The following is a 26467-nucleotide window of genomic DNA, read 5'->3' as shown; positions in this document are numbered from 1 at the left end:
CAGGCGTCTCGCTCAGATGGGTAACCACATTGGAGAGGAAGTGAGCAATCCAAGAAACGACTACAGCCAACAGTAAATGTCCATGGAATTGAAACAAAGCATAGCTGCCTTCATGGCTTTAGGCTTGGGTATGAGGTGGAATTTCAGCATCTCTCGCGTGTGCCGAGGAGGGGATTCTTGTGGCACTTGAAATCATGGCCAGCAAGCTATTCGCTCCCGCACTCAAGAGCGGATTCCTGTCACGTCCCCGGCTTACTGGAGTGCTGCGTCAAAGTACCGCGTCGAAACTGGTACTAGTCTCCGCGCCAGCCGGATTCGGAAAGACAGCTTTCTTGGCCGATTGTTTGGCTCAAATGCTCGATGAGGAGAACGCCTTAGCCTGGCTCTCTTTGGACGTCTCTGACCGTGATCCAGCGACTTTTTGGACCGGCGTCGTGACCGCTCTCCAAAAAGCAGTTCCCGGGCTTGCTGCAGGCGTGATGGAACAGTTGACATCATCGCCTTTGCCGGTTGAGCAGGTCCTCATCACCGTGTTGCAGGGGCTCGCCTCCTGGTCTGAGGTACCGGATGGTCAACGGCACGAGAAACTGCACGGCAGCGATTCAACGCCGGAGTCCGAGAAAGAGTCCCCAAAGCACGAGCTCTGGCTGATGATCGACGACTACCATTTAGCCGATAACCGTGAGATAGCTACAGGCATGGTTTTCTTGCTTGAGCTTCTTCCGCCTTCTGTGCATGCGCTCATCAGCACCCGCGCAGATCCGGACCTTCCACTCTCGCGGTGGCGGGCTCGAGAGGAGCTTCTGGAAATTCGCGCCGCGGATCTCCGCTTCACCGCCGAGGAAACCGTCGAATATTTCAACGCCGTGCACGGTGTTGATTTGAAGGCTGCGGAAGCGGCCGCACTCTCGGACAAAACCGAGGGCTGGATCGCGGCACTTCAGCTTGCAGGCCTATCGCTCAAAGGACACACGGACGTGGCTGGATTCATCGGCCGCTTCACCGGCGACGACCGGTACATCTTGGACTACCTCCTCGAGGAAGTGTTGGCACAACAGCCCGCGGAAATCCGCTCCTTCCTGCTTCACAGCTCCGTTCTTGATCGATTGACCGGTCCACTGTGCGACGCTGTGATGGGTGGCGATGCAGTCACCAGCGGGGTGAGCGGGGAGAGTATGCTCGCGGCCATGGAGCGAGAAAATCTCTTCCTGATCCCCCTCGATCATCAGCGCCAGTGGTACCGATACCACCGCCTGTTCGCCGATATGCTCCGTGCCCGGCTCCTCAGCGAAGAACCGGAACTGATTCCTCAGTTGCATGAGCGCGCGAGTCACTGGTTCGAAGGTGAGGCAATGGCGGCGGAAGCAATCGGCCATGCCCTCGCTGCAAAGAACTTTGATCGGGCCGCGCACCTTATGGAGATGGCCGCGACCCAAATTAGGCGCGAGCGGCGCGATGCCCTTTTTCTCGGCTGGCTCGATGAGTTGCCGTACGAGGTAGTGCGGCTCAGCCCGGTGCTGACAGTGTTCAGAGCCTTCAGCCTGATGGCGGCCGGCGAGCTCGACGACGTCGAACCTCACCTTGTCGAGGCCGAACGCACCATGGCCGCTGTCCCACAAGGAGATGACTCACCTTGACCCGCGGCGGCAAGACGGTGGAAGTCCTCAACACTGATGCCGAGGGACGCCTAGTCATGTGCGACGCTCTGGTGTTGGCTGTCGAGGCCGGGGTCGATGCCGTTGTGGACATCGCGACGTTGACAGGAGCGTGTCTGCGGACTTTTGGCACCGAAATTGCCGGGATCATGGGCAACAATGAGAGCATCCTGGCACAGGTGGAACTCGCTGCTCGGGCGGCGGACGAGCCCGTGTGGCGGTTGCCGCTGCCACCGCAGCTACGAGCCGATCTCAATTCCGATATCGCAGATCTGAAAAACATCGGCGGTGTTAACGCGGGGTCCATCACCGCCGGGCTCTTCCTGCAGCAATTCGTTTCCGGAAAACCGTGGGCCCACATCGACATCGCTGGCACCGCTCAGGCACCTGCCAGCAGCAGGTGGATCCCGCGTGGCCCTACAGCTTTTGGTACGCGGCTCCTTATTGAATTGGCCCTCACCTTCGAGCCGCCCACAACGCATTGGTTCTAGGGAAACTTTGAATCTGGGGAAACGCAGTGAACCTCAGGGCTAGTGTTTTACACGCAGCTTGTTGATGCCGACAACCGCAGCGGTGATGACGCAGCCCACGATAAAACCAGCTAAGCAGGAGAAGGCGGTGTTCACGAGCCAGCCCAACACCGCACCTGCGGAACCGGTGGCGTCGTGGACTAATATCTCCACATGATGAACGAAGCCATAAGGAGCATGCCAGCCCAGTTCGTCCATGCCCACCAGCAGCAAGTGGCCACCGACCCACAGCATCGCAACAATACCGACCTTACTCAGGATGGACATCAGAATCGGCATTCCCTTGACCAGTCCGCGGCCAACTTTGCGCGAAACGGTCGAGGTCTTGCTGGCCATGTGCAGGCCAATATCATCCATCTTTACGATCAGTCCAACTACACCGTAGACACCTACCGTCATGAGGAGGGCAATCAGGATCAGAATCAGCGTCCGGTTAATGAAGCTCTCATGGGCTACCTCGTTGAGGGAGATGACCATGATTTCCGCCGACAGCACCAGGTCGGTGCGAACGGCAGCACTGATGATGGTCTTCTCATCACGGACCCCGTCCTTTCCGTCAGCCCCATGATGTTTAAGGACGCCCATCGCCTCAAGGATCTTTTCAGCGCCCTCGAACACCAGATAGGATCCACCGAGCATCAAGATCGGTGTCAGAGCCCACGGAGCAAACTGCGAGAGTAATAGGGCGACCGGCAAGATGAAAAGCATCTTGTTCCGGATGGAACCCACCGCAATCTTCCAGATGATGGGGAGTTCACGTTTCGGTGACAAACCCGCAACGTATTGCGGTGTGACAGCAGCATCGTCAACCACCACGCCCAGAGACTTTACGCTGGCCTTGGCTGCGCCCACTGCAATGTCATCCAGAGACGCGGCGGTGACCTTCACCAGTGCTGCGATGTCATCCAGTAGTGCTACGAGGCCACCGGCCATACCAAAACTCCTTGTATTCTTCATTGTCACGTTGTCGCGTTGTCGTGGAAAGTCTTTTGAAGTTTACAACGCCGTGCCAGTTGCTAGTGATCAGCTTTTGCTGATGAAAGCCAAGAGTGCGGCATTGACTTCCTGCGCGTGTGTCCAGATTAGTCCGTGGGGAGCTCCTTCGACTTCCACGTACTTGGCGTCAGGCAGCGCCAGGCGAAACTTCCGGGCAGTGGCATCGATGGGGAGGATATTGTCTTTGGTGCCGTGCAGGATCAGTGCTGGTTTGCCACTGGCACGAACGGCCTCCACATCCTTGCGGAAGTCTTCAATCCATGCTGAAACGACGGCGTACGCGGCCACCGGTGCACTGGCGGTTGCCGTGTTCCAACTTGCCGTCACGGCTTCCTGGCTGATCCGTGAACCGAGGTTCTCATCCAGGTTGTAGAAGTTGACGAAGAAATTGGTAAACCAAGCGAAGCGGTCATCCTTGGCCGCGGCCTCGATGCCGTCAAAAACCTCCTGGGGCACGCCGTCGCTGTCCACCAAGAATGGCTCCAGCGAGGCTAGGAAAGCGAGCTTGGCGATGCGACCATGCCCATAGCTGGAGACGTACCGGGCCAGCTCGCCGGTGCCCATGGAGAACCCAACCAACACCACATCGCTCAGGTCAAGTGTCTCAATGACTGCGTTGAGATCAGCAGCGAAGGTGTCGTAATCGTAGCCGGTAGTGACCTTGCTGGACTGGCCGAAGCCGCGGCGATCGTAGGTGATGACCCGATAACCGGCCTCTAGCAGTTCGCGTGTTTGACGCTCCCAGCTGTGACCGTCGAGCGGATAGCCGTGGATCAACAGGACAGCCTGCCCGGTGCCGTGATCCTCGTAGTACAACTCGATATCTGTGCTGTTTTGCGTTCCCACTGTCACATAAGCCATTGTCTAGTTCCTTTGGTGTTCGGAGCCTGGAGGCTTGGACGTTTCGAGGCCAAGTCAGTTCCGGCAAGACGGTGATTGGTGATGTGTTCGAAAGCCTATTGCCCTGAGCCAAAACCCGCCACAGTTCGGGAAGTATTCCGCTCTTGGCCCAACGGTGCGACAGCACATGTTCAACGCTCACGGACCATTCACCAACAGTCCCCTGCCCTATTCCTTGACCGCTGCGAATCTCATGCAAACGCTACGAAAATGCTAGATAAGGCACTCCTGCTTGAGTCTGTGGACCCTGCTCATGGCAGCGTCTCAAGCCGACTATGATCATCTATAGTGCTCCGGAATTTCTGGCCACGGCCAAGCATTCTTCGAGCAGATCAGGGGAATCTACCGGTGGTTCTACGGGGTCACCACTAACGGGAGCGCTGCATGGGAAACCACTTTGAACGGTACGCCGAGGTCGCTGAAATCTTGGCGCGGCATGGTCTGGGCTCCCTCGCGACAAGGATTGGTTTGGGCCGCTTGCGCCTAGGCGCAGGACCGCGGTCCGGCGATGATCTCACCAATCCTGAACGGTTGAGACGGGCGTTGGAGGAACTGGGGCCAACCTTTATCAAGCTCGGGCAGGTGCTTTCCACTCGGCCGGACATTGTGCCACCGGAGTACCTTGGAGAACTGTCAAAACTTCAAAGCGAGGCTCCGCAGGTTCCTGCGCAAACCATCCGCTCGCTCATCGCGCAAGAACTCGGCGCTAGCCCCGAAGAACTCTTCAAAAATTTTAGCGATACACCTCTGGCAAGTGCCTCGATTGGTCAGGCACATGCAGCAACCCTGCATGACGGAACCGCCGTGGTGGTCAAGGTGCGTAGGCCCGGCGTCGTTGCCCAAGTTCAGGAGGATTTGGAAATCCTTAGCAATCTGGCAAAACAGGCGGGTCGAAATTGGGCGGCGTTGGCGGACTTCAACCTTGAGGCGATTACTACCGATTTTGCCGCAACGCTTCGTGCGGAACTCGATTACCTGCAAGAAGGCAGCAATGCGGAACGCTTTGCACGTAATTTTGCCAATGATTCAAGTATCCACATTCCGAAAATCTTCTGGGAGACCACCACATCCCGAATACTCACCATTGAGCGCATCTATGGCCACAAGATCGACGACGCCGAAATCCTGGCCTTGCCTGCCATCGAGCGGAACGCTCTGGCTGAGCTAGCAGCCAAGGCAGCCGTGAAAATGATTTTTGAGGACGGCTTTTTTCACGCGGACCCGCACCCGGGCAATTTGTTTGTTGAATCAACTGATTGCATAGCTTTGATTGATTTTGGCATGGCGGGCGAAGTTGGTGATGAACTCCAAGCACAACTCAGCAACTTATTGTTGGCTTTCAGTTTCAATGACCCCGACCGAATCGCTAGGGCACTGCTGGAGCTCTCCATCAACCGACCCGCCACGGATCGTGTTCATTTACGGCAAGACGTTTTACGCTTCATGAAGCTCTACCAGGGGCGGCAACTGGGACAAATCGAAATCTCACCCTTGATCACTCAACTTCTGTCCATATTGCGCAACCACCATCTGCAAATGCCCGGTGAAATGGCCATGCTGACCAAAATGATTTTTATGACCGAAGGCATGGGCGTGAGGCTAGACCCAGCCTTTAGCCTCGGCACTGTCATCAAGCCGTATGCCGGCAAAATCGCGTTAAGCCGCGTCCTTCCCCGTAACCTGCGGCGCAGCCTCTTTCAGTGGGGTATTGAGGCTGCAGATCTCGGTGCCAACCTCCCTGAGAAACTGCGGCGCCTACTTGATGTTCTGGACGACGGCATCGAGGTCCACTTGCGCTCGGATGAACTGGCTCCCATGATGACTCGTGCTGAGCGAATTGGTAACCGTTTAGTTGCCGGAATGATCGTTGCAGCGTTTATTCGAGGGCTGGGTGAACTTACAGCAGCTGATCGAGAAAGGCTGAACACGTGGCAAAATGCTCTGGTTGCTGGCGGGGTTGGGGCAGTGACGGCACTTGGCGGCTACTTGGCATGGACCGCGAAGGCGCAGCGACGGTAGTAATAATTCCTGTAGGGCAGGACCTTGGACTCTATTGGTAGTTTGCTAGCAAACCTAGGATCAAGCCATGACGAACGCACCAGCCCCACCCCAGGAACTACCTGCCAATGAGTGCTGGGCATTGCTTCGTAGCGTTTCGGTTGGGCGGTTAGCTCTCTGGGTCACCGACCATCCCGATATCTTCCCCATCAACTACGCAGTTGACCACGGATCTCTGGTGTTTCGCACCGGCGTTGGCGCAAAACGCGAGGCAGCCCTGAGTGGAACTCCCGTGGCGATGGAAGCTGACGGTGTGGATCCCAGCACTGGTGTCGCATGGAGCGTTGTGGTTAAAGGCGCTGCAGCGCTCGTGGAATCGACAGAGGATGTCTTGGATACCTTTTCGATCCATCTGTTCCCCTGGCAAGCCGGCCACAAGGATTCGTTCATCCGTATTACCCCTACCTCCGTTACTGGACGCAAGTTCACGGTGGTGGCACCGGCCCATTGGTGGACCGATCAAGCGACTGCACCCCATACAGCTACAGAGTGAACAGTACAGATACAGCCCCCGTCCAGTAATCACCTTCCCCTTTCAAAGGAACACAAGCCATGCAGCAGATCACCATCATTGGCAGCGGAAATATGGCACGCGCCCTTGCCGTCCGTGTGCTTCAAGCTAGGCATTCCGTGCAGATCTTGGGCCGAAACGGAGAAAAGACGCGTGAGCTTGTTGAATTTCTAGGAGCCGGGGCTCAAGGTGGCATAGAGGGGGCACCGATCGAAGGCGGCATTGTTTTTCTTGCGGTCCCCTATGAAGAGGCCAAAAAAGCGGTTGTCTTCTACGGAGAAGCACTGGCATCAAAGGTGGTGGTGGATATCAGCAACCCGGTGAACCTAGCCACCTTTGATAACCTCTCGACCCCTGCTGGAACCTCCGCGGCTGAAGAGATCGCGCTACACGCGAGCCCTGACGCGTTCGTGGTCAAGGCCTTCAACACCTGCTTTGCGGGCCCTCTGGAGGCTGGTTCGGTGTCGGGAAAGCCCTTAGACGTTTTCATCGCAGGCGACGCAGAACAGGCAAAGGTTAAGGTCAGCGCGGTGGTTGCCGCGTCAGGGATGCGTCCCATCGATGTCGGCCCGCTCCGACGGGCCCGCGAGCTCGAGGCCATGATGCTTCTGACCATGGGCCTTCAGGTCAGCCCCGAACATGAGAACTTCAATTGGGATACATCATTGAACCTTCTCCCCTAGGCTAGGTGGCAAAGCTATATGCCAAAGAATGAATAAGCCAGCCGGACAAGAGTGCGTCATACCAGCCGCCGGGTAGGGTTTACCTCCGGCCCAAATCCCAACCCCGGAGAGGAGGACAACGATGACAAAATTGGTTGCCTCCGATGCAGGGAAGGCAAACATAGTTGCAGCGCCAATCACGGTCTTCATCGTTGACGACCACGAACTGGTTCGGCGCGGCCTGCGGGAGCTACTCGAAGGCGAGGGGTTCAAGGTCATCGGCTCCACGGGTTCGGCATTGGAGGCCGCCAGACGTATTCCTGCTGTACATCCAGACGTGTGTGTTTTGGACGCGCGCCTACCCGACGGAACCGGCATCGAGGTTTGCCGTGACGTCAGGTCGGTGGATCCGAGTCTTCGTTGTCTGATTCTGACTAGTTACGACGACGAGCAGGCGTTGCGTGGTGCGGTCCTTGCCGGAGCATCCGCCTATGTCTTGAAGGAAATCGACGGTACGAACCTCCTGACCTCCATTCGCCGCACGGCAAGGGGTGAATCGCTTTTCAACGCTGAGCTCATGTCCAGCGTGGTTGGGGCTTTGGCCGAACCGGAAGGCGGGGATCCACGGATGGGCGCACTGACCCCGCAGGAAGCCCGTGTGCTCAAACTTATTGGACTCGGAATGACCAATCGTGAAATCGGCGCTGAAATGTTCCTTGCCGAGAAGACGGTCAAGAACTACGTCTCATCACTCTTGGCAAAGCTGGGCTTCGAACGCCGCACCCAGGCTGCAGTTTTTATTACTGACACACGGTGGCAGACCCCACCGGAACGTCATTTTCGTTAGTTGGCAGGCACACACCACATGAGCCGAGTGCCAGTGTGTTCGCTACTTTTGACTTCAAAAGTTTCCTGGAGAATTTCGGCTCTCTGGTCCATGTTTGACAATCCGCTGCGGTGCTCAGTCTCACCCACTCCCACTCCGTTGTCCTCGATGGTGACAGTGACGCCCTCCGGCGTCACAATAACGGACACTTCAATGGCGCTCGCCTCTGCATGCCGAACTGCGTTACTGAGCCCTTCGGATAAAACCGCCAGAAGGTGCCTGGAGGTGTCTTCGGAAATCGCAGAGTCTACGGGGCCGGCCAGATTCAATCGAGGGGCAAAAGAAAGTGGTTTCAGTGCATTACGAACCAACCGCAGGATTTTGTTGCTGAGTAACTCCGTCTCCCGGGAACTGACCCGCAAAGAATATATGGTGTTGCGCAAGTCTCGAATGGTCTCGTCCAATTCGGTGGTGACGGCCCGGATCCTGTCAGTAGCCGTCTTCTCATTCACAAACCGCTGTAAACTCTGGATACTCAGTCCGGCAGCAAAGAGCCGCTGAATGACCACGTCGTGCAGGTCCCGTGCAATGCGGTCCCGCTCGGTGAACACCACTAATTGTTCACACAATCTATGTGTTCTCGCCAATTCCAAAGATAAGGCGACATGCGATCCAAAGACGGCGCTCATTTCAACAACGATCGCTGAGTAGGAAGAAGATCCTAGCTCGCGTGCCAGCACCAATAAGCCCTGGTTGGCGCCTTCGGGGCCCAACGAAATGACAATCATGGGCCCAAAAAGTTTTCCGTCCACCTCCCCGATCAGACTGGTGGCATCATCGAACACGGCCGGGGCACCAGTTCGGAGCACCTGCATGATCGCCGGTGAGTCCAATGCCAAGGAGCGGTCCGCCAGCAGTGGTGCCTGAGCGCCAGCTGCGGCGGCAACATACAATCCGGTGCCATGGTCGGAGGGCAGCCCAATCATGGTCAGTGCCGAATCCGACTCAGCCAAGGCAGTAGCCGCAATCACCTCCAGGCTGCTGCAGGTGAGGTTGCCGTCGTCGTCCATCATGGGGCCGGTGACATTCATGCAGGCTTCCAGCCACTGCGAACGGCGCTTGGCATCCCGATGCAGCCGAACATTTTCGATGGCAACACCAGCCGCCGCAGCCAAGGCAACAGCCAATTCCTCATCTTCTACCGTGAAATCTTCACCGTCGGCCTTCTCGGTCAAATACAGGTTCCCGAAGACGTTTCCCCTCACACGCACAGGGACGCCGAGAAACGACACCATGGGCGGGGGGTGTTTGGGAACCCATCAGAGGAGGGGTGCTCGTGCAAATCGTGGAGCCGCAATGGTTGGGGGTGACTGATGAGTAGACCCAAGACGCCGTGTCCGGTAGGTAGCGGACCAATACGGCGGATCAATTCCTCGTCTATGCCGACGGTCATGAAATGACTCAGTGATTGATCTTCAGCTAATACGCCCAAGGCGGCGTAGCGAGCGCCCAAAAGCGTGCAGGCGGATGTCACAACCCGCTCAAGAACAGCGTCCGGGCTGAGCTCCTCAGCGACGGAAACGACGGCGGCCAGCAAGCCGCGCATTCTTTCCTGCGTCGAGATCAGTTCCCCAGCCCGGTCTACAAACTCCCGCAGTAAGTCCTCGATCCGGGCATCTGCAGCCGTCGGTCCCATTGGCTCAGTTTTTTGCGTACGAGCTTCCGTCACCAGAGCCACCTTTGATCGAACAACCGGCGTGCGTGTTGAAGCCTCAAGAGGCCTCTCGCTGGTCACTGGCTACCCCGAGTCAGCAGGGGGGGCGGATACCGGATCTTCCCCGGTGAGAAACACCGTGCGTGGATGGCTGTGATCAACCGTCAAACGATCTCTTCATTCACCGCACCGGCGCCTTCACGGCGTCCCGCTCACCGTGAACCACTAACACCGGGCAGCTGGCATGTTCAGCGCAGGCTGAACTGACCGAGCCCAGCAACATCCCCTTGAACCCACCATGACCACGAGATCCGACAATGAGCATCTGCGCCGATTTAGCGGATTCCATCAAGACTTGAGCGGGCTTGCCGCGAACGCAGATCCCACTAAATCCCTCTGGTTCGTTGCCACCAAAAGCCTCATGGACTGCCTCCTTTTGAATCTTGTGTGCATCTTCATCCGGGTTCCAGTCCGGGACTATGTAGGAGCCAAAGGCCGTCTCTAGATGCCATGCCGTGACCGCAGTGATGGTTGCATCCAGTGCCTGTGCTAGTGTTTGCGCCCATTTGAGAGCTAGGACTGACTCTTCGGATCCGTCGACACCAACCACAATGAGCGCCCGGTCCGCAACCTTGTTTGTTTCCATGGTTTCCTCCATCGACCGGTTTTTCCTGTGATCCCTAGAGTTCCATGATCACCGCCGTCAGCTGTCACTGCACAGGGCCAAAAGTCCCTAAAATTCGATCCTTGGCAGTGCCATTGTTAACATGACGGAGGTGTCCTTCCTGCGTCGGCCAGCCATTCCAGCATTCCAGCTGCGGTGGCTGGGCAGTGAGAAACCAGCCGACGGCGGCAAGACGGAGAGAATCATGGATATCCAGAATGAACCGGTCACTTTCATCGTGGGCGTTGACGGATCAGACTCATCCGTAGAAGCCCTGCGCAAAGCGCTCTGGTTAGCCGAACCCCTCGGCGCACAGGTCAAGGCCTTGACCTGTTGGAACTATCCCAGCGCCTACACCGTGCCCTATGCGTTGGGAAATTTTTCTTTCAAGGAGACGGCACAAAAGAGCCTCGACGACGCCGTGGAGAGAGCATTTGGTCTGGACTTGCCCCGAGACCTAACTACCCAGCTGATTCAGGGATCAGCCAGGCCCGTTCTCATTGAAGCCAGCAAGGACGCGGCCCTTCTGATTCTGGGACGGCGCGGATTCGGTGGATTCAAGGAGCTATTGATGGGCTCAGTGAGCTCTGCCTGCGCTGCCCACGCATCGTGCCCCGTCCTGATTGTGCGCGCACATGATGAATAGAGCCGCTCGGTACAGGCGGAGACTATAGGTGGAGAGGACAGGCGGACAGCATGGGAGCGTGATTGGCGGCTGCCCCCAATAAAGCTGGCGTAGGCTAGAAAATCCACAAACACATCCTTTCCTGGGGGCAGTTACACCAACGCATGGCGAACAACGACACCACCACACTCTGGACTTCCCTAAGCCGGCTGGCCCCACAACTAAGGCCCATGATGTGGCCCCTCATTTGGGGTTTCCTCAGCGCCCTCGCGGCCAGCGCCGTGGCACTGGCCATCCCGCAGGTGTACCGCTCCCTCGTCAACACGGCGTTTCTCCCCGCCAATGGAACGCAGTCACTGTGGATTGGGGCCGCCGTGGTCCTGGTCTTGGGCATCCTCGAGGCCGGCTTGATCGCCCTGCGCCGCCAGTTTGTGTTGGTCCCGGTCAGCACCGTAGAAACGCGCATGCGCACCTCCTTCTACCGGCACTTGCAGCAACTCGCCGTGGAATTCCACGATCGCTGGGGCTCCGGACAGCTTCTGAGCCGGGCCATGAGCGATCTGAACTTCATGCGCCGTTGGATGGCTTTTGGCGCCATCATGCTGGTAGTGACGGCGCTGACCGTGGTGATTGGCGTGGCGCTGATGTTCTCCATGAGCTGGGAATTGGGCCTGATTTTCCTCGCCGCCGCCGTGCCGATCGTCATTTTCGGCTACCGCTTCCGGCGCTCCTACGGCCGGGTCAGCCGCAAGAGCCAGGATCAGGCCGGAGATCTGGCCACCACCGTGGAGGAATCCGTCCATGGCATCCGCGTGCTGAAGGCGTTTGGCCGCGGTCAGGAAGCATTGGATTCATTTGCGTCTCAGGCGCAAGAGCTGCAGGCCACCGAAATTCATAAGGCCAAATCCCTCGCCATTTTCTCTCTGGTGGTCTCGCTGCTGCCCGAGCTCGCCTTGGGCGCAGGCCTGGTGGTGGGCATCCTGTTGGTTTCGGAGGGAAGGCTCGACGTCGGAGCCTTAGTTGCGTTTTTCGCCACAGCTGCCGTGGTGGCTGGCCCTGTGGAATCGATGGGCCCACTGCTCGCCATGACGTTTGCGGCCAAAACCGCCCTAGACAGACATTTTGAAGTTATGGACGCCGTGAACACCATCACCGATCCGCAGTCCCCGGCATCATTGACTCAGGTGCGCGGCGAGCTTGAATTTAGGGACGTTCATTTCCGCTTCCCAGACAGCCCGGACGGCACCCCCGATCTACTGAACGGGATCGACCTGACGCTGCAGGCGGGCGAAACCATGGCGCTGGTGGGTGTGACCGGCAGCGGCAAAAGTGCCTTGCTCAATCTGGTGCCCCGGCTCTATGACGTCACCTCCGGCACGGTTCTCCTCGATGGCACCGACATTCGTCAGCTGTCTCTGGCCGAGCTCCGCCGGCACGTCTCCGTTGCCTTTGAAGACACCACCCTGTTCTCCCATTCGGTACGTGGAAACGTTTTGCTAGGCGCGGCCAATCACCCCGAATTATCCGAAGACCAGGTGCTGGAACGAGCCTTGGATGTGGCGCAAGCAGGATTTGCCTATTCTCTCGCCGACGGCGTGGAGACCTTGATTGGCGAGGAAGGACTCAGCCTGTCCGGTGGCCAGCGGCAGCGCATTGCCCTGGCCCGTGCCATAGCCGCCAGGCCCGCCGTCTTGGTGTTGGATGACCCGTTGTCGGCGCTCGATGTGAACACCGAAGAGCGTGTGAGCGAGAGGCTGCGTTCAGAATTGGCGGGCACCACCACCTTGATTGTGGCTCACCGCCCATCCACTGTGGCCATGGCCGATCGGGTGGCCTTGTTGCAAGAAGGGCGCATTACCGCCGTGGGAACCCATACCGAACTACTCGCGGGAAACAGTCACTACCGCTATGTGCTGGCTAGTCTGACGGAGGAACCGCGCGATCTGGACAGCGATTCAGATGACGAACTACCGGATGACCTTGGTGCCGACACGCACGAACCGAAGGGAGCCCGAGCATGAGCCGCGGCAAGAAGCGCAAGGAGGCTGCGACGTCGAACATTCAGGGCACCACGGATGAGGATCGGGTAGATCTGAGCCGCGAGGCCAGCCGTGCCGTGCGCCGTCGATCCGTGAAGCTCTTGGGTGCGTTGCTGCGTCCGGTGCGGTTGAGATTCGCCATCACAGGGGCGCTCGTGGTGCTGTCCCAGGCGGCGAAAGTTGCCGGTCCGCTGCTGATTGCCTACGGGATTGATACGGCGCTGCCCGCGCTCACCGCGAAGCCCGATTCAAATCCCCTGCCGCTGATTGTCACCGGCGGTGGCTACATTGTGGCTGCGCTGCTCAGTTCTTGGCTGACGGCGACGTATCTGACGGCGACCGCGCGGCTGAGTCAGGCGATGTTACTGGATCTGCGCATTCAGGTCTTCCGGCATACGCAGCGGCTGAGCATGGAATTTCATGAGAAGTACACCTCTGGGCGCATCATTTCGCGTCAAACATCAGACTTGGAGGCCCTGCGCGAGCTGCTTGATTCGGGCATTTCCTCGCTGGCCTCTGGGCTGGTCTTCATGGCGTTGACGGCTGTGTCGATTTTCGCGTTGGATCCCATCACTGGCTTGCTGGTACTGGCGTCGGCGGTGCCCATGTTCATGCTCTCGCGCTGGTACCAAAAGCGTTCGCAGGCCGCTTACCGCTCTTCGCGCGTGGTGTCCGCGGCGCTGATTGTGCACTTCATCGAGACCATGACGGGCATTCGTGCGGTCAAGGCGTTCCGGCGCGAGGAGGAGAACGCGGCCAAGTACGATGCTCTCGCCGAGGATTACCGCCGCGTGACAGTCACCTCCATCAACTTGAACGGCATTTTCCAGCCCGGGTTGGTGCTGATTGGCAATGTGGCTGTGGCTGTTGTTTTGCTCGCCGGCGGCTTCCGTGTGCTCGGTGGCGCACTGGAAGTGGGCGCGCTCCTGGCCCTGCTGCTGGCCACCAAACGCTTCTTCCAACCGGTGAGCCAGATGGCCATGTTCTATAACTCGTTCCAGTCTGCCCAGGCTGCTTTGGAGAAGGTGTCTGGCTTGTTGGAGGAAGTGCCCAGCGTCCGTCCGCCGCGGCATCCCCGCCCGCTGCTGGTGGCAAGTGGCGATATCCGCTTCACTGGTGCCCAGTTCCGTTACGGCACCGGGCCCGTGGTGCTGCCCAGTTTGGATCTGCATATTCCGGCCGGTCAGACGGTGGCCGTGGTGGGTGCCACCGGCGCCGGAAAGTCCACGTTGGCCAAACTGATGGCCCGTTTCTATGACGTGAGTGCCGGCTCGTTAACCCTCGACGGCGTGGAGTTGCGTGAACTCTCCACCGCCGATTTGCGCCGTGCTGTGGTCATGGTGACGCAGGAGGCATTCCTGTTCAGCGGCACGGTAGCCGACAATATTGCCCTGGGTAACCCGGGTGCCAGCCGGGCCCAGATCGAGGCCGCCGCCCGCGATGTGGGCGCCGATGACTTCATCCGCACCCTGCCGGAGGGCTACGACACGGATGTGAACAAGCGCGGTGGCCGTGTCTCAGCTGGACAGCGGCAACTCATCTCCTTTGCCCGGGCTTTCTTGGCCAATCCTGCAGTGCTCATTCTTGACGAGGCCACTTCTTCGCTGGATATCCCGTCGGAACGGCTAGTTCAGGCCGGATTGCAGAAGCTGCTGGGTACTGTGGGCGCTGAAAGTGGGGACGGCACTAAGGGCGGTGCTGCTGCCACGGGTGCCGGAGCGGGCGCGACGGGCCGGACGGCGCTGATCATCGCGCACCGACTCTCCACCGTTGTCATGGCAGATCGGGTCCTGGTAGTCCACAATGGGCGCATCGTGGAGGACGGATCCCCCGCGGAATTGATCGCGGGCGGCGGACGTTTTGCCGCGTTACACGGGGCGTGGCAAGACTCCTTGGTGTAGTTCTGCACTCTGGGTTAGTTCTAAAAAGGGGCACGGCTGCCAACGCAGCCGTGCCCCTTCGTCTGTTATCTCTGCTGCGTTGCTGTTGCAGGTATTTTGCTTCAATTAGTTGTGCGCAATTCGATTGTGTACAATCAAGTTATGTTGGAGAACGAATACCACCTCGATTCCATGGTTTGCTTCGCCACTTACTCCGCGTCGAACGCGGTAGCCAAGGCTCATAGAGTTGCCTTGGAGCCATGGGAGTTGACCTATACGCAGTACATTGCACTGCTAGAGATCAGCACTGTGACCGAGGGTCTGACCGTTGGCGATCTTGGCAAACGCATGAGCCTGGATTCCGGGACGTTGTCCCCAGTTTTGCGCAGATTGGACGAACGTGGGTTGGTGCGCCGGGCTCGCACCTCCCCCGATGAACGCGTGGTTACCGCATCACTGACCGAGACGGGTGCTTCGGTACTCAAGGAGGTGCTTGTTGCCTTAAAGGTTCTCCGCGGCGCCTATGGCTTCGATTCCGCCGAGCAGGCTCGCGCGTTGGTCAAGGAGCTGCATCGCATCACCGAAGGTATGCGCGCATTGGCTTGACAGTGACTCTGGATCAGCAGCCCTGATCCATCCCCTACTTTTTCCCAATAACTAATGTCTACGAAGGGCACCCCCATGACACCCCTGTACACCGCCGAAGCCATCGCTACCGGAGCTGGCCGTGACGGCCACGTCCGCTCCTCCGATGGCGGCATTGATTTGAACCTTGCCATCCCGAAGTCCATGGGCGGGTCCGGGGCGGGAGCCAACCCCGAGCAGCTTTTTGCCGCTGGCTATGCGGCCTGCTTCCATTCGGCACTGCAGATGGTTGCCCGCATGCAAAAGGTGGACATCGCCGACTCCTCAGTGGGCGGGCAGGTCCACCTAGGCTCCAACGGCCAAGGCGGATTTGAACTCTCCGTTCTTCTGGAAGTTGTCCTTCCGGGGCTGGAGCACGACGCTGCTCAGGCGCTGGCCGATGCCGCTCATCAGGTCTGCCCCTACTCCAATGCCACACGCGGAAACATCGAGGTCACCATTACGGTCTCTGACGACTAACCTTTTGCGCTTTGGGCTGTGAGACTACAAGAGAGATGGTTCGTGGCTCACCACTGAGGCAACTTCGCTACGCCCCTACCGAGTGGTGAACCCACCGACGGTCGGATTGAATCACTGAGTCGTAAAGTCGGCGATAAGCCAGTTCGCAAGCACTGCTAACTCGCTCGCTTGAGAGTTCGGATCTGAACTTACAGTAGGGCTAGTGCCATCCAGGACATGTGAGGGAGAGTAATTGTGACGGTTCCCGCGCTGATGGCGGCTGTTTCGTCGCTGCGAGGCGTCACCCGCAGTGGTTCTTCCACGATGTCCTTGTTGCATGGAAATCCGCATCATGCAACGTTTGCGCGGTCTCTGTGTGGCTACCGTTCATGCTGCTGACATCGACGCTCACTTCAACGGTTGCGGTCAAGCTGTGGTTGATCAAGAAAGGTGACAAGAACACAAAGCTCTCTCCAGTGGGGTCATCGAAGGTGACCACGGAACCGACCCTAAGCTCCAGAACGGCCCTTGTGCCAACGCTGAGGGTGCCAACGCTGAGGTGAGAGCGAATGGGTAGAACGTGCTTGGCGGCCAGGCTGGGTCGTTGGACACGGTCATGATCGGAGCCATCACCTTGGCCAACCAGATCGGGATGCCCAGCTGGTTCGAGGACTACGCCGCAACTGCTCGAGTCAGACGGAGTGCCGCCGAGTCTGACGCTGATCCCCTGCCTGACTCGGCGGCTGACGCACGGCGCACCCCTGGTCCACAGTGTGAACCAGAGGCGACAATGGGAATAAGGGAGTACTGGCATCCGATTGCCATAGATAGCCTCATCCACAGAGCGCTCACCCATCGGGGCACCATCCTCACTACCTCATGCCCGCAACAAAGGAAGCAATGCAAACCACAGGACCCTCCGCCATCGTCACCCGGTCGTGGCCGCTCGTTGCCGTTTTGGCAGTCACTGGCGCCTGCGCATCGTTCATGTTCACGTTGGTGGTGCCCATTCAGGCTCAATTGCCAGAACTCTTGAACGCTCCAAGAGAAGCCACGGCCTGGGTGGTGACCATTACGCTTCTTACCTCGGCCGTTGTCACTCCCATTTCCGGGCGGTTGGGCGATCTCTTCGGCAAGCGCAAGATCATTTTGGCCCTACTGCTCGCATTGATCATCGGGAACATTCTGGCAGCCGCCTCAACTGATCTGACGTTACTGCTAGTGGGGCGCGCCTTGCAGGGGCTGATGGCTGGTGTCATCCCGCTGGGCATTGCGGTGCTGCGGGATCATTTGCCGGCGGAGCGAGTTGGCGGGGCGGTGGCGCTAATCAGCGGGTCATTCGGCTTTGGTGCCGCACTAGGCCTACCCATCAGTGCCACCATTGCGCAGACCCTGGACTGGCACGCCCTGTTTTGGACCGCTTCGGTGGCGGGCCTGGCATTACTGATCCTTGTGGCACTGATTGTGCCCAAGGATACGGAGTTCGCGGCCGGCAGCTTCGATTACATTGGCGCAGCCGGTCTCTCCGCCGGTCTTTCCGGAGTCCTGGTGGCCGTAGCGCAGGGCAATGTGTGGGGTTGGACCTCACCGGCGACACTGCTCATGGGGTCCGGGGGCATTGTGCTGCTGATCGTCTGGGGAATTTTTGAGCTCCGACTCAAAAACCCCGTCGTTGACCTCCGTGTGGCCGCACGACCGGCCGTGCTCATGACCAACCTCGCCTCGGTCGCCCTCGGTTTTGCATTCTTCTCCTCGCAGATCCTGTTTCCCCAGCTGCTCCAGCTGCCCACGGACACCGGCATTGGACTTGGCCAGTCACTGATCTCCATTGGCCTGATCCTCGCCCCGGCTGGTCTGGTACAGGTCGCCATGGCGCCAGTGGCCGCCCGGCTGAACCGCAATGTCGGCGGCCGGGCCACCATGGTGGTCAGTGTCATCATCATCGCTTTCGCCTACGCCTTGGCGCTGCTGGTATCCTCAGAAATCTGGCATATTTTGGTGGCAAACGCGCTGATAGGAGCTGGCATCGGCATTGGTTACGCCTCCATGCCACTGCTGATTATGGGCGCTGTGGAACCCACGGAAACAGGCGCCGCGAATGGCTTGAACTCTCTGATGCGTTCACTAGGCACCAGTAGCGCGGCCGCCGTAATGGGCGCAATTTTGGCCGCATCCGGCGCCGGACACTCTGCACCCACGGCGGCGGGATTCCAACTGGGTTACACGATAGCCCTCGGTGCAACCGTGCTGGCTGGTGCACTGACCCTGTGCATTCCACGGCCGCGACCTGAGGAAGCACACTTCGTTTCGCTCCCGGTCGATGTTCCTGAGCTGAATCCGGACGCTTCCCAGCGCTGAGACCGCAGCAGTACAGTGAGTAATTCAATGAGAAATTGAGGATCCTGCTCGGCCAGCAACCCCCACGAAGGGTCCAAGAAACTGACGCGCGTTCGACTCGATCTGTTCGTTTCACTTGATGGTTTCACCTCGGCGACGGAGCAATCCGCTGAAAATCCGATGGGTGAGGACTGGGGACGCCTGACAGCGAACTACGCAGCAACCCGCACGTTCAACAAACTTGTCTTCAACGACACCAGTGGGGCCGGCACCACTGGTGTCGACGACGCCTACGCCAGCGCGTTCTTTGACGGTATAGGCGCCGAGATCATGGGTGCGGGTATGTTTGGCCTGCACTCGTTTCCCAACGATCCGCAGTGGCAAGGATGGTGGGGTGCCCGGCCACCTTTTCGCTGCCCGGTCTACGTCCTCAGCAGTTCTGCGCCCCGTCCGATGATCCCTCGAAAAAGCGGAACAACTTTCCACTTCAGAAATTCGGCAATTGAGGATGTGCTCGCCGAAGCCACCGAGGCGGCCGGTGGCTTGGACGTGAGGATCGGCGGTGGGGTTGGCACGGCGCGCAGCTACCTACGAGCGGGCCTGGTGGATGACCTGCATTTCATGGTGGGCCCGATCATTTTGGGTCAGGGAACACGACTCTGGGACGGGTTGGATGGACTTGAAGTCACCCATCACGTGAGGACAGAGGTGGCCGAGAGCGGCACCATCCACGTTACTTTCAGGCGAAAGGACGCTCGCTGACTGGAAGTCAACTAACTCTGGTCAACGCGAGCTGGTGCCAGGCTGGACAGAGTTTCCGCCGGAATTGTTGCCATAGCTATTTCCACTCGTTCCGCTGTCCGTCTTTGGCAGCTGGTCCTGTTGGACGCCGTCGTTCTGGGTTGTGCCTGAGGTAACCGTGGGACTAACCGTGGCGGCCCCACGGCGACTGCCGTGATGCCAACCACTGAAAAACTGCCAAGGGTCATGGCCGCGGTGATTACCGCAGCCACCTTCGTGCCGCTGTTCCGAGCAGCATGACTTACGCCTCTCTGTACCCCACTGAAGTACCCGCTAGAGTTCCTGCTGCCCATCATCCTCACGAATCCTGTGTCCGCACTTGTAGGTGGTGGGAGCCAGCTTTTCCTTGACTTGCAACTTCCATCGATGACGGCGCAGCGAGGCTACTTGCTCAGCATGTCCACGAATGCCACGCTGGCAGCAGAAATCTGGGCGCGGGCGGCGTCGCCACTGATGGTTGGCTGACCATCACCGGATTGGGGACCACAGTCACCGAAGTTTGAATGGACGGCCCCGTCGATGACCTTGTAGTTGGTATCTGCGGGCAACAGGGACTTGGCGGCATTGATCTTGGCCGGCGTGGCCAGTCCGTCATTCGATGCGGAGATCGACAGCACCGGAACACCCAACGCAGTCATCTCTGTTGCCGGGTAGGAAGCCAAGAAGAGCAAGCCCACCACGGCATTTTTGGGCGCAGTGGCAAAGTTCTCGGCATCCATTGCCGAGACCACGCCTCCGAGTGAATGCCCACCAACCACCCACTGCATAACTGGTGGATGGCCATCCCGTGCAGCGGCAAAAGCTCCGAGGGAAAAGAAGGCGATACCGAACGGCTGTTTCTCAATGACGACTGTGTGTCCAGCTGCGGCTAAGGGCCGAAGAATGGCAACATAGGCGCGTGCGTCGACCAGGGCACCTGGCTGGAAAAACACGCCCACTTTGTTCGCAGTTCCAGTGGGAGCGAGCACTATCTGATCCGTGGACTCAGTGATTCTAACCGTGGCATCTGAGTGCATCGCTGATAGCGAGGGCTCCGTTGCGGCCGAAGGAACTAGCCACCAAACCACGGCCAGAACCGCCGCGGACGCCACAATCCCGACCCATCTAAGCGGCTTCAACCGGCGATGAATAGCTGTGGACCTGAACCAATAGTGCACTGCAAACACCGCGGCTGTCAGGAAAACAACAGCAAGTAAAATCGCGTAAGCAGGATGCCCATGCTGCACCATGGTGCCCGCAGCCACGGCCGCCAGGATGGTCACGACTACCCCGAGTAGGGACATAATCCGTGCCGCCCACAAGAGGGTGATGTCGCCGCGGTGAGCCCGGAGGTCGCGGCGCAAGGCTCGACTCGCCCCGGACGGTTCCGCCGCAGCGGGTTCAGGCTCTAAACGGGTCATTTTTCGCTCCACATTGAGGACACACACGGCAGCATAAACAATGGCACATCAGTACCAGATGAAATTATCTCAGCGGAGCCCACTACGGCACCCGGATACCAGCCAAACCGCTCATACTCGAGAGTAATCCTCATTCCACCTCCCTGTCGGTGGTCACGGCGTGAAACCCTAGTCAGTCGGTGAATCGAGACTTAGGCTAGTGGCAGCTGCGAGGCAATTCGTCCTGCTTACACCTGTCCGCAGAAGGGCGAGTGCCAGCACTACATCATCACAGTAAATGCCAAAGAACTCCCCGACCCCGGGTGGGCAAGGATTTCTCCGGACACCTCGCCTTCTGGAAAGAGTCCGAGGTGTCCTGAGGTGGCAGACGCACCGGGTCAGATATGAACTGCCTCATATATCACCGCACCCGCTCCCCTACAGCGCTAAGGTTGATGGCGGTGCCCGCTGCTGCGTGCCTCGAGGCTACGGCCCGTGAGGACCGACGTCGTGAGCACCCGCATCGCTCCACTCACCGGTTCGCAGGAAGACTGTCATGACTCTCGCTCGCCCCTTGGCCAACAAACTATTCCCGGCTGCAACAGCTCTAGCCGCAGCCCTGGTTCTTGCCGGCTGTACACCCGCAAGTACGACGCCGGACGGCAGCTCCGATCCCGGCTCACCTGTCACCGGTGGGAACCTTGTCTACGCCTCCGGCGATGCCGAGCCCAGCTGCCTGGATCCGCACGTTGGCGGTAACTATCCTCAGGCCCTGGTTGCCTCGCAGTACTTGGAGACGCTGTACACCAAGGACGCGGACGGCAAGTTGATCCCTTGGCTCGCAAAGGACTCCACGGTGTCCGAGGACGGGCTGACGCGGACTGTTTCAATCCGTGACGGCATCAAATTTACCGATGGCACCGCCTTGGACGCCGCGGCCGTCAAGGCCAACTTTGAACACCTCTTGGACCCTGCAACGGCATCCTCCACCGGTTACCTTGCGCTGGGGAAGATCGCGTCAATGAAGGCCGTCGATGCGAGCACCCTCGAACTGAAGCTCAAGACGCCGGACAATTCCCTGCTCGAGTCCTTCTCCATGCCGTGGGTGGCGATCGAATCCCCCACAGCCTTGAAGCGAACCCAGGAAGAAAACTGTGCAGCTCCCGTGGGCACCGGACCGTTCAAGGTGGAGTCGTGGAAGAAGCAGGACTCCGTGCAAATGGTCCGCAACGCCGACTACGTCCTGCCGATTTCAAACGCGGCCCATGCAGGACCGGCCTACCTGGATTCCATCACCTGGCGCTTCATCCCCGAGGCAGCTACGCGTTACGCGGCACTGCAGGCCGGTGAAGTAGACATCATTGACAACGCCCAGCCAGACGCCATCGCCACGGCCGTGAAGACTTCCACCATCAAGCACTTGGACGCACCTCGCCCCGGAGCAGCCAACCGAATTGAGCTGAACTCCTCCAAGGCCCCGTTCAATGACGAAAAAGTCCGTGCGGCTTTCATTCACGCAGTGAACGTCAACGCGAGCGTTGACTCCTTGTTCTTCGGCACCGCCAAGCGATCCTACTCACCACTCTCGAGCGTGGAGTCCTTGGCTTATTCAGAGGAGTCGCTCTTCGAGTACGACCCCACCAAAGCTGGCGAACTGTTGGACGCGGCCGGGTGGAGTGAACGCGATTCGCAGGGCTACCGCGTCAAGGATGGTGTCCGGCTCTCCCTGACCTTCCCCGTGAGCACCAGCCAGTCCATCCCCGCCGAGCAGTCACTCTTTGAGCAGATGCAAGCAACGGCCAAGGAATCCGGCATCGAGATCAAGATCAACTTGCTGGATATCTCCAGCTGGTACGGCGAATTGTTCTCCAACAGCTACAACCTGGTCTCCGCTCCGTACACCAAGGTTGGTCCGAGCGTGCTGTCCATCCTCTTCCATTCTGATTCCACCATCCCTGCGCCGTCGGGCTACTTCGCCAACCTGTCCCAAGTCAAGGACCCGGCACTGGACGCCTTGCTGGAGCAGGCCGGATCCACCAAGGATGAAGCCGAGCGCAAGGATCTTTACACGCAGGCACAGAAGAAAGTGCTTGAGGGCAACTACCTGTTGCCGCTCTACGATCAGCAGAACCACTTCCTCTACTCAGAGAAGCTCAAGAACGTGGGCGCCACCACCGCCGTGGCCTCACCTATCTTCTTCGATACCTGGTTGGCTAACTAGCCTGCATTTCTCCAGAGCACATCATGACTGAATCCACGAAGATCCCAAGCGGCACCTCCGGCACTGCCCAGCCATCCGGTTTTGCTGGGCGGGCTGCCTCCGCCGCGCGCTGGCTGTTGGGCAAGCTCGCCGGGGGAATCTTTGTGCTCTGGGCCGTTGCCACGGCAATTTTCTTTGGACTCCGGATGATTCCCGGGGATCCAGCCGAGGCCATCATGGGCGGCCCAGGGTCGCAGGCTTCGGCCGAAGCCCTGGCCGCAGCCCGTGCCCAATATGGCTTGGATCAGCCGCTGTACGTGCAGTACTTTGGCCAGCTGTGGCGACTGGCCAAGGGGGACTTTGGCACCTCGTATTCCTTGAAGAGCCCCGTCGTAGAGGTTCTTGCCGAGCTGGTTCCGTCCACGCTCATCCTCGCTGGACTTGCTCTGCTCGTAGCGTGGGTCTTGGCGTTGGTAGTCTCAGTGCTGTCCACGCGCAGCGGTTCGCTGGGTTCGGCACTGGGCTCTGGACTGGAAATAGTCTCGGCGGCCGTCCCGCACTTTTGGCTGGCCAGCGTTCTGATCATGCTGTTTTCCACTATGCTGGGGTGGCTTCCGCCGGTCAGTACCAATACGCCCTCAGGGTTGGTGCTGCCCGTCATCACCTTGGCCTTGCCACTGGCCGGCTTCATGGGTCAGCTCATGAGAGACACCATGGCCGAAGCCCAACGTTCAGCCTTTGCCCTATCAGCCCGGGCACGCGGAGAGTCGGAAACCGGCGTACTGCTGAGGCATTCCCTACGGCACGCTGCGCTGCCCGGGATCGCGCTCTCCGGTTGGGCGTTGGGGTCTCTTCTCTCCGGCGCGGTGGTGGTTGAAGCCATCTTTGCCCGGCCAGGTCTGGGCCGTTCACTACTCTCAGCCGTCACAGCACGGGACATCCCCCTCGTCACCGGTGTGGCCCTCTTCTCGGCCGCCGCCTACGTATTGATCATGGCGTTTTCCGATGTTGCCGAACGCTTGGTTGATCCTCGGATTGGCAAGTCATGAGCATCCACGCCCCGAACATCCCCAGGCTTGTGGCCGCCGTCGTACTACTCTTTTTTGTGCTGGCCGCCATAGCGCCCAACCTTCTCGCCCCCGTGGATCCACTGGCCATTAACCCTACGCAAGCGTTCTCGGCTCCGGGCCCCGGGCATTTTCTGGGCACCGATGAATCGGGGCGCGACATCTACTCGCGCATCATTCATGGCGCCCGGTCCTCGCTACTCATCGGAGCTGCTGCGACGGCGATTGGGCTGGGCCTGGCGTTGGTGCTGGGTACGATAGCTGGCTTTGGTGGACGGTGGCTGGACTTTGGTGTGGGCCGCGTCCTTGAGGTGCTTTTTGCCCTGCCTGGATTGCTGCTGGCACTGGTGTTCATTGCGTTGGCGGGGCCCGGGGTTACCACCACCGTGATCGCCGTTGGCCTGACTTCGGCGCCCGGATACGCCCGCATGATTCGCGCGCAGATCATTGCGCTGCGCACCTCGCCCATGGTGGAGGCCGCCACGGTTCTGGGACGACGCCGGTCACGAATCCTTCTCATTCACATCTTGCCTAACGCGCTGGCCCCGTTGGCAGTTTTGGCAACGCTGGGGCTGGGTCAGGCAATTCTGTGGGCGGCCTCTTTGAGCTTCCTGGGTCTGGGTTCTCCGCCGCCGGCCCCTGAATGGGGCACCATGCTTTCGGCTGGGCGCACGTACCTTTCGCTGGCGTGGTGGATGACGTTTTTCCCGGGTCTGGCCATTGTGCTGGTTGCCGCTGCCGCAACCGTCCTGTCCCGAACAATGAAGTCAGCAGGTACCCGATGAACGCTACTGATCCCCTTCTGACTGAACACCTGCTGGTTGATCCCCTTCTAAGGGTCGAGGATCTGGAGGTTTCCTTCGGTGGTAACAGCGTTGTACGCGGTATTTCCTTCACGGTGAACCCGAGTGAATGCTTGGCACTGGTGGGTGAATCCGGGTCCGGTAAATCTGTGACCGCCAGATCCTTGATTGGTTTAGCAGGGCCCGGCTCCCGAGTGAGCGCCACGACCCTGAACGTTGTAGGCCAGGACGCGAAGAGCTTTTCGCAACGAAACTGGCGCGCACTCCGTGGCAAAGAGGTGGGGCTCATCCTTCAGGATGCACTGACCTCGCTGGATCCGCTGCGGACGGTGGGCAAGGAAATTGACGATGCCCTGCGTTTGCACACGTACGGTTCCGGCACGAAGCGTGCGGCACGCGTGGTTGAATTATTGGCGGCCGTTGGTCTGGATGATCCGGTCAGCAGGGCATCCCAACGATCGGGTGAACTCTCTGGCGGGATGCGTCAGCGGGCGCTGATCGCGTCGGCGATTGCGCTCGACCCGCAGCTCATCATCGCCGATGAGCCCACCACAGCCCTGGATGCAACTATTGCCGCATCCGTCATGGAGTTGCTGGGTGAGCTTCGCCAATCGGGTTCGGGCATGCTGCTGATCAGCCATGACCTTGCCACCGTGGCCAGCGTGGCCGATTCCATTGCCGTCATGCAGGCCGGTCGCATCGTGGAACGTGGACCGCGCGAACAAATCTTCAAGGATCCGCAACACCCGTATACGCGGGCGCTGTTGGCGGCGGTTCCGGCTGGCAAGCCCCGTTTTACCAGGCTCTCCCCTGTGAGCAGTGAGGCCCAACTGCTACAAATTGCACCCCTGGCACCTGAGACACCTAGGGTGACAGAAGGTGAGGTGGCGGCCGTCGTACATCCTCTGTTGAGCGCACGGGGGCTGGCCAAGAGTTTCCCCCTGTCCAAGTCCGTCAATTTCAAGGCCGTGCGCAACGTCAATTTCGAGCTATTGCCGGGTAAAACTCTGGGCGTGGTGGGCGAATCTGGATCCGGAAAGACCACCACGGCCCGGATAGCGCTGGGCTTGCTGCCGCCCGATGCCGGCACCGTGGAACTACTCGGTGAACCGTGGAGCCAGGTGCCCGAGCGGGCCCGCCGAAGCCGCCGCTCATCGTTGGGCGCGGTGTACCAGGACCCGTTGTCGTCGTTCGATCCGCGGCTTTCCGCCGGCGAGGTATTGGCTGACGCCCTCAGTTTTGGGCAGACGCGGAACCCGCGCGCCTACACCGGACGAATCAAGGAGTTGCTGGGGTTGGTGGGCTTGACGCCCGAGGTGGCACAGCGCAATCCGGCCACTCTCTCGGGCGGACAACGCCAGCGCCTGGCCATTGCCCGCGCCCTCGCCCCGAACCCGAAGGTGCTGATTTGCGACGAACCGGTCTCGGCGTTGGATGTCTCCGTGCAAGCCCAGGTGCTTGACCTGTTGGACGAGCTGCAGCAGCGACTTGGCCTGAGCTACCTGTTCATTTCCCATGATCTCGCCGTGATCAGACACATGAGTGATAACGTGCTGGTCATGCGCGCGGGCGAGGTGGTTGAATCCGGGGCGACGGAATCGGTTTTCACGGATCCGCAGCATGAGTACACGCGTTCCCTCCTGGCGGCCGCTCCCCCGTCGCTGAGCTCCATAGGGCAGTGAATTCGATGGAGCATTGAATTCGACGGGCCGGCTGGGCCGGGCCGATTGAGTACCT

At 59.3% G+C, this 26467-nt stretch carries 23 protein-coding genes; 17 read left to right on the top strand and 6 right to left on the bottom strand.

Translation table 11 applies throughout. The features are described from left to right. Window positions 1-179: 179 nt before the first annotated feature. Both AB0O97_RS04400 and AB0O97_RS04395 read left to right on the top strand, forming a co-directional pair. Window positions 180-1637, top strand: a complete 1458-nt coding sequence (locus AB0O97_RS04400; RefSeq protein WP_363880358.1) for a hypothetical protein — start codon at window positions 180-182, stop codon at window positions 1635-1637. Continuing rightward, complete coding sequence (locus tag AB0O97_RS04395) at window positions 1634-2146, top strand: M17 family metallopeptidase (RefSeq protein ID WP_363880355.1); 513 nt, start codon at window positions 1634-1636, stop codon at window positions 2144-2146. Before AB0O97_RS04400 ends, AB0O97_RS04395 begins: the two co-directional genes overlap by 4 nt. A 39-nt stretch (window positions 2147-2185) precedes the next feature. Here AB0O97_RS04395 and AB0O97_RS04390 read toward each other — a convergent pair whose 3' ends face one another. Together AB0O97_RS04390 and AB0O97_RS04385 are read right to left on the bottom strand one after the other, a co-directional pair. Then, window positions 2186-3118: a DUF808 domain-containing protein gene (locus AB0O97_RS04390; RefSeq protein WP_363841041.1), complete on the bottom strand. Its 933-nt coding sequence runs from the start codon at window positions 3116-3118 to the stop codon at window positions 2186-2188. Between the two features lie 90 nt (window positions 3119-3208). Then, on the bottom strand, window positions 3209-4042 hold the full coding sequence (locus AB0O97_RS04385; protein WP_363880352.1) for an alpha/beta hydrolase: 834 nt from the start codon (window positions 4040-4042) through the stop codon (window positions 3209-3211). A gap of 582 nt (window positions 4043-4624) precedes the next feature. On the opposite strand from AB0O97_RS04385, the gene AB0O97_RS04380 reads away from it, so the two are divergent. From AB0O97_RS04380 to AB0O97_RS04365, 4 genes are all read left to right on the top strand, one after another. Further along, window positions 4625-6100, top strand: coding sequence for an AarF/ABC1/UbiB kinase family protein (locus tag AB0O97_RS04380; protein WP_363880349.1), 1476 nt, complete (start codon window positions 4625-4627; stop codon window positions 6098-6100). A 67-nt stretch (window positions 6101-6167) separates the two neighbouring features. Beyond that, window positions 6168-6632 (top strand): pyridoxamine 5'-phosphate oxidase family protein, encoded by a 465-nt coding sequence (locus AB0O97_RS04375; RefSeq protein WP_363880346.1) that lies wholly within the window; start codon window positions 6168-6170, stop codon window positions 6630-6632. A 59-nt stretch (window positions 6633-6691) separates the two neighbouring features. After that, a complete protein-coding gene (locus AB0O97_RS04370; RefSeq protein ID WP_363880343.1) occupies window positions 6692-7333 on the top strand; it encodes an NAD(P)-binding domain-containing protein in 642 nt (213 codons plus the stop codon). 121 nt (window positions 7334-7454) lie between these two features. Beyond that, the gene (locus AB0O97_RS04365) at window positions 7455-8159 is read left to right on the top strand and encodes a response regulator transcription factor (RefSeq protein WP_363880340.1); all 705 of its coding nucleotides are present in this window, start codon (window positions 7455-7457) and stop codon (window positions 8157-8159) included. On the opposite strand, the gene AB0O97_RS04360 is transcribed toward AB0O97_RS04365, so the two are convergent. The 3 genes from AB0O97_RS04360 to AB0O97_RS04350 form a co-directional block, all read right to left on the bottom strand. Next, entirely contained in the window at window positions 8156-9433 is a 1278-nt protein-coding gene (locus AB0O97_RS04360) for a histidine kinase (protein WP_363880337.1), read from the bottom strand. The genes AB0O97_RS04365 and AB0O97_RS04360 overlap by 4 nt on opposite strands. Then, entirely contained in the window at window positions 9400-9834 is a 435-nt protein-coding gene (locus tag AB0O97_RS04355) for a GAF domain-containing protein (RefSeq protein WP_363880334.1), read from the bottom strand. Before AB0O97_RS04355 ends, AB0O97_RS04360 begins: the two co-directional genes overlap by 34 nt. A gap of 199 nt (window positions 9835-10033) precedes the next feature. After that, a complete protein-coding gene (locus tag AB0O97_RS04350; RefSeq protein WP_363880331.1) occupies window positions 10034-10498 on the bottom strand; it encodes a universal stress protein in 465 nt (154 codons plus the stop codon). 121 nt (window positions 10499-10619) lie between these two features. On the opposite strand from AB0O97_RS04350, the gene AB0O97_RS04345 reads away from it, so the two are divergent. The 7 genes from AB0O97_RS04345 to AB0O97_RS04315 all read left to right on the top strand — a co-directional run bounded on the left by AB0O97_RS04345 (window position 10620) and on the right by AB0O97_RS04315 (window position 19242). Further along, complete coding sequence (locus AB0O97_RS04345; protein ID WP_363880328.1) at window positions 10620-11162, top strand: universal stress protein; 543 nt, start codon at window positions 10620-10622, stop codon at window positions 11160-11162. 143 nt (window positions 11163-11305) lie between these two features. After that, entirely contained in the window at window positions 11306-13162 is a 1857-nt protein-coding gene (locus tag AB0O97_RS04340; protein WP_363880325.1) for an ABC transporter ATP-binding protein, read from the top strand. Beyond that, window positions 13159-15081 carry an ABC transporter ATP-binding protein gene (locus AB0O97_RS04335; RefSeq protein ID WP_363880322.1) on the top strand — a complete coding sequence of 641 codons (1923 nt, stop codon included), beginning with the start codon at window positions 13159-13161 and terminating at the stop codon, window positions 15079-15081. Before AB0O97_RS04340 ends, AB0O97_RS04335 begins: the two co-directional genes overlap by 4 nt. Before the next feature lie 141 nt (window positions 15082-15222). Then, window positions 15223-15666: a MarR family transcriptional regulator gene (locus AB0O97_RS04330; protein ID WP_363880319.1), complete on the top strand. Its 444-nt coding sequence runs from the start codon at window positions 15223-15225 to the stop codon at window positions 15664-15666. Between the two features lie 75 nt (window positions 15667-15741). Further along, window positions 15742-16164, top strand: coding sequence for an organic hydroperoxide resistance protein (locus AB0O97_RS04325; protein WP_363841054.1), 423 nt, complete (start codon window positions 15742-15744; stop codon window positions 16162-16164). A gap of 879 nt (window positions 16165-17043) precedes the next feature. Then, window positions 17044-18501: an MFS transporter gene (locus AB0O97_RS04320; protein WP_363880316.1), complete on the top strand. Its 1458-nt coding sequence runs from the start codon at window positions 17044-17046 to the stop codon at window positions 18499-18501. Window positions 18502-18582: 81 nt separating this feature from the next. Then, window positions 18583-19242 carry a dihydrofolate reductase family protein gene (locus AB0O97_RS04315; RefSeq protein ID WP_363880690.1) on the top strand — a complete coding sequence of 220 codons (660 nt, stop codon included), beginning with the start codon at window positions 18583-18585 and terminating at the stop codon, window positions 19240-19242. Window positions 19243-19664: 422 nt separating this feature from the next. Here AB0O97_RS04315 and AB0O97_RS04310 read toward each other — a convergent pair whose 3' ends face one another. After that, complete coding sequence (locus AB0O97_RS04310) at window positions 19665-20681, bottom strand: alpha/beta hydrolase (protein WP_363880313.1); 1017 nt, start codon at window positions 20679-20681, stop codon at window positions 19665-19667. 535 nt (window positions 20682-21216) lie between these two features. On the opposite strand from AB0O97_RS04310, the gene AB0O97_RS04305 reads away from it, so the two are divergent. From AB0O97_RS04305 to AB0O97_RS04290, 4 genes are read left to right on the top strand one after another with little or no spacing between them, the layout of a single operon-like run. Beyond that, complete coding sequence (locus AB0O97_RS04305) at window positions 21217-22881, top strand: ABC transporter substrate-binding protein (protein WP_363880310.1); 1665 nt, start codon at window positions 21217-21219, stop codon at window positions 22879-22881. A gap of 23 nt (window positions 22882-22904) precedes the next feature. Continuing rightward, complete coding sequence (locus tag AB0O97_RS04300) at window positions 22905-23909, top strand: ABC transporter permease (protein ID WP_363880307.1); 1005 nt, start codon at window positions 22905-22907, stop codon at window positions 23907-23909. After that, window positions 23906-24712, top strand: a complete 807-nt coding sequence (locus AB0O97_RS04295; protein WP_363880304.1) for an ABC transporter permease — start codon at window positions 23906-23908, stop codon at window positions 24710-24712. Before AB0O97_RS04300 ends, AB0O97_RS04295 begins: the two co-directional genes overlap by 4 nt. Beyond that, complete coding sequence (locus AB0O97_RS04290) at window positions 24709-26412, top strand: ABC transporter ATP-binding protein (RefSeq protein WP_363880301.1); 1704 nt, start codon at window positions 24709-24711, stop codon at window positions 26410-26412. The genes AB0O97_RS04295 and AB0O97_RS04290 overlap by 4 nt, the downstream gene beginning before the upstream one ends. Window positions 26413-26467: the final 55 nt, after the last annotated feature.

This window comes from Specibacter sp. NPDC078692, assembly GCF_040686835.1.
Lineage (GTDB): Bacteria > Actinomycetota > Actinomycetes > Actinomycetales > Micrococcaceae > Specibacter.
This window is presented reverse-complemented; position numbering and strand designations above follow the sequence as displayed.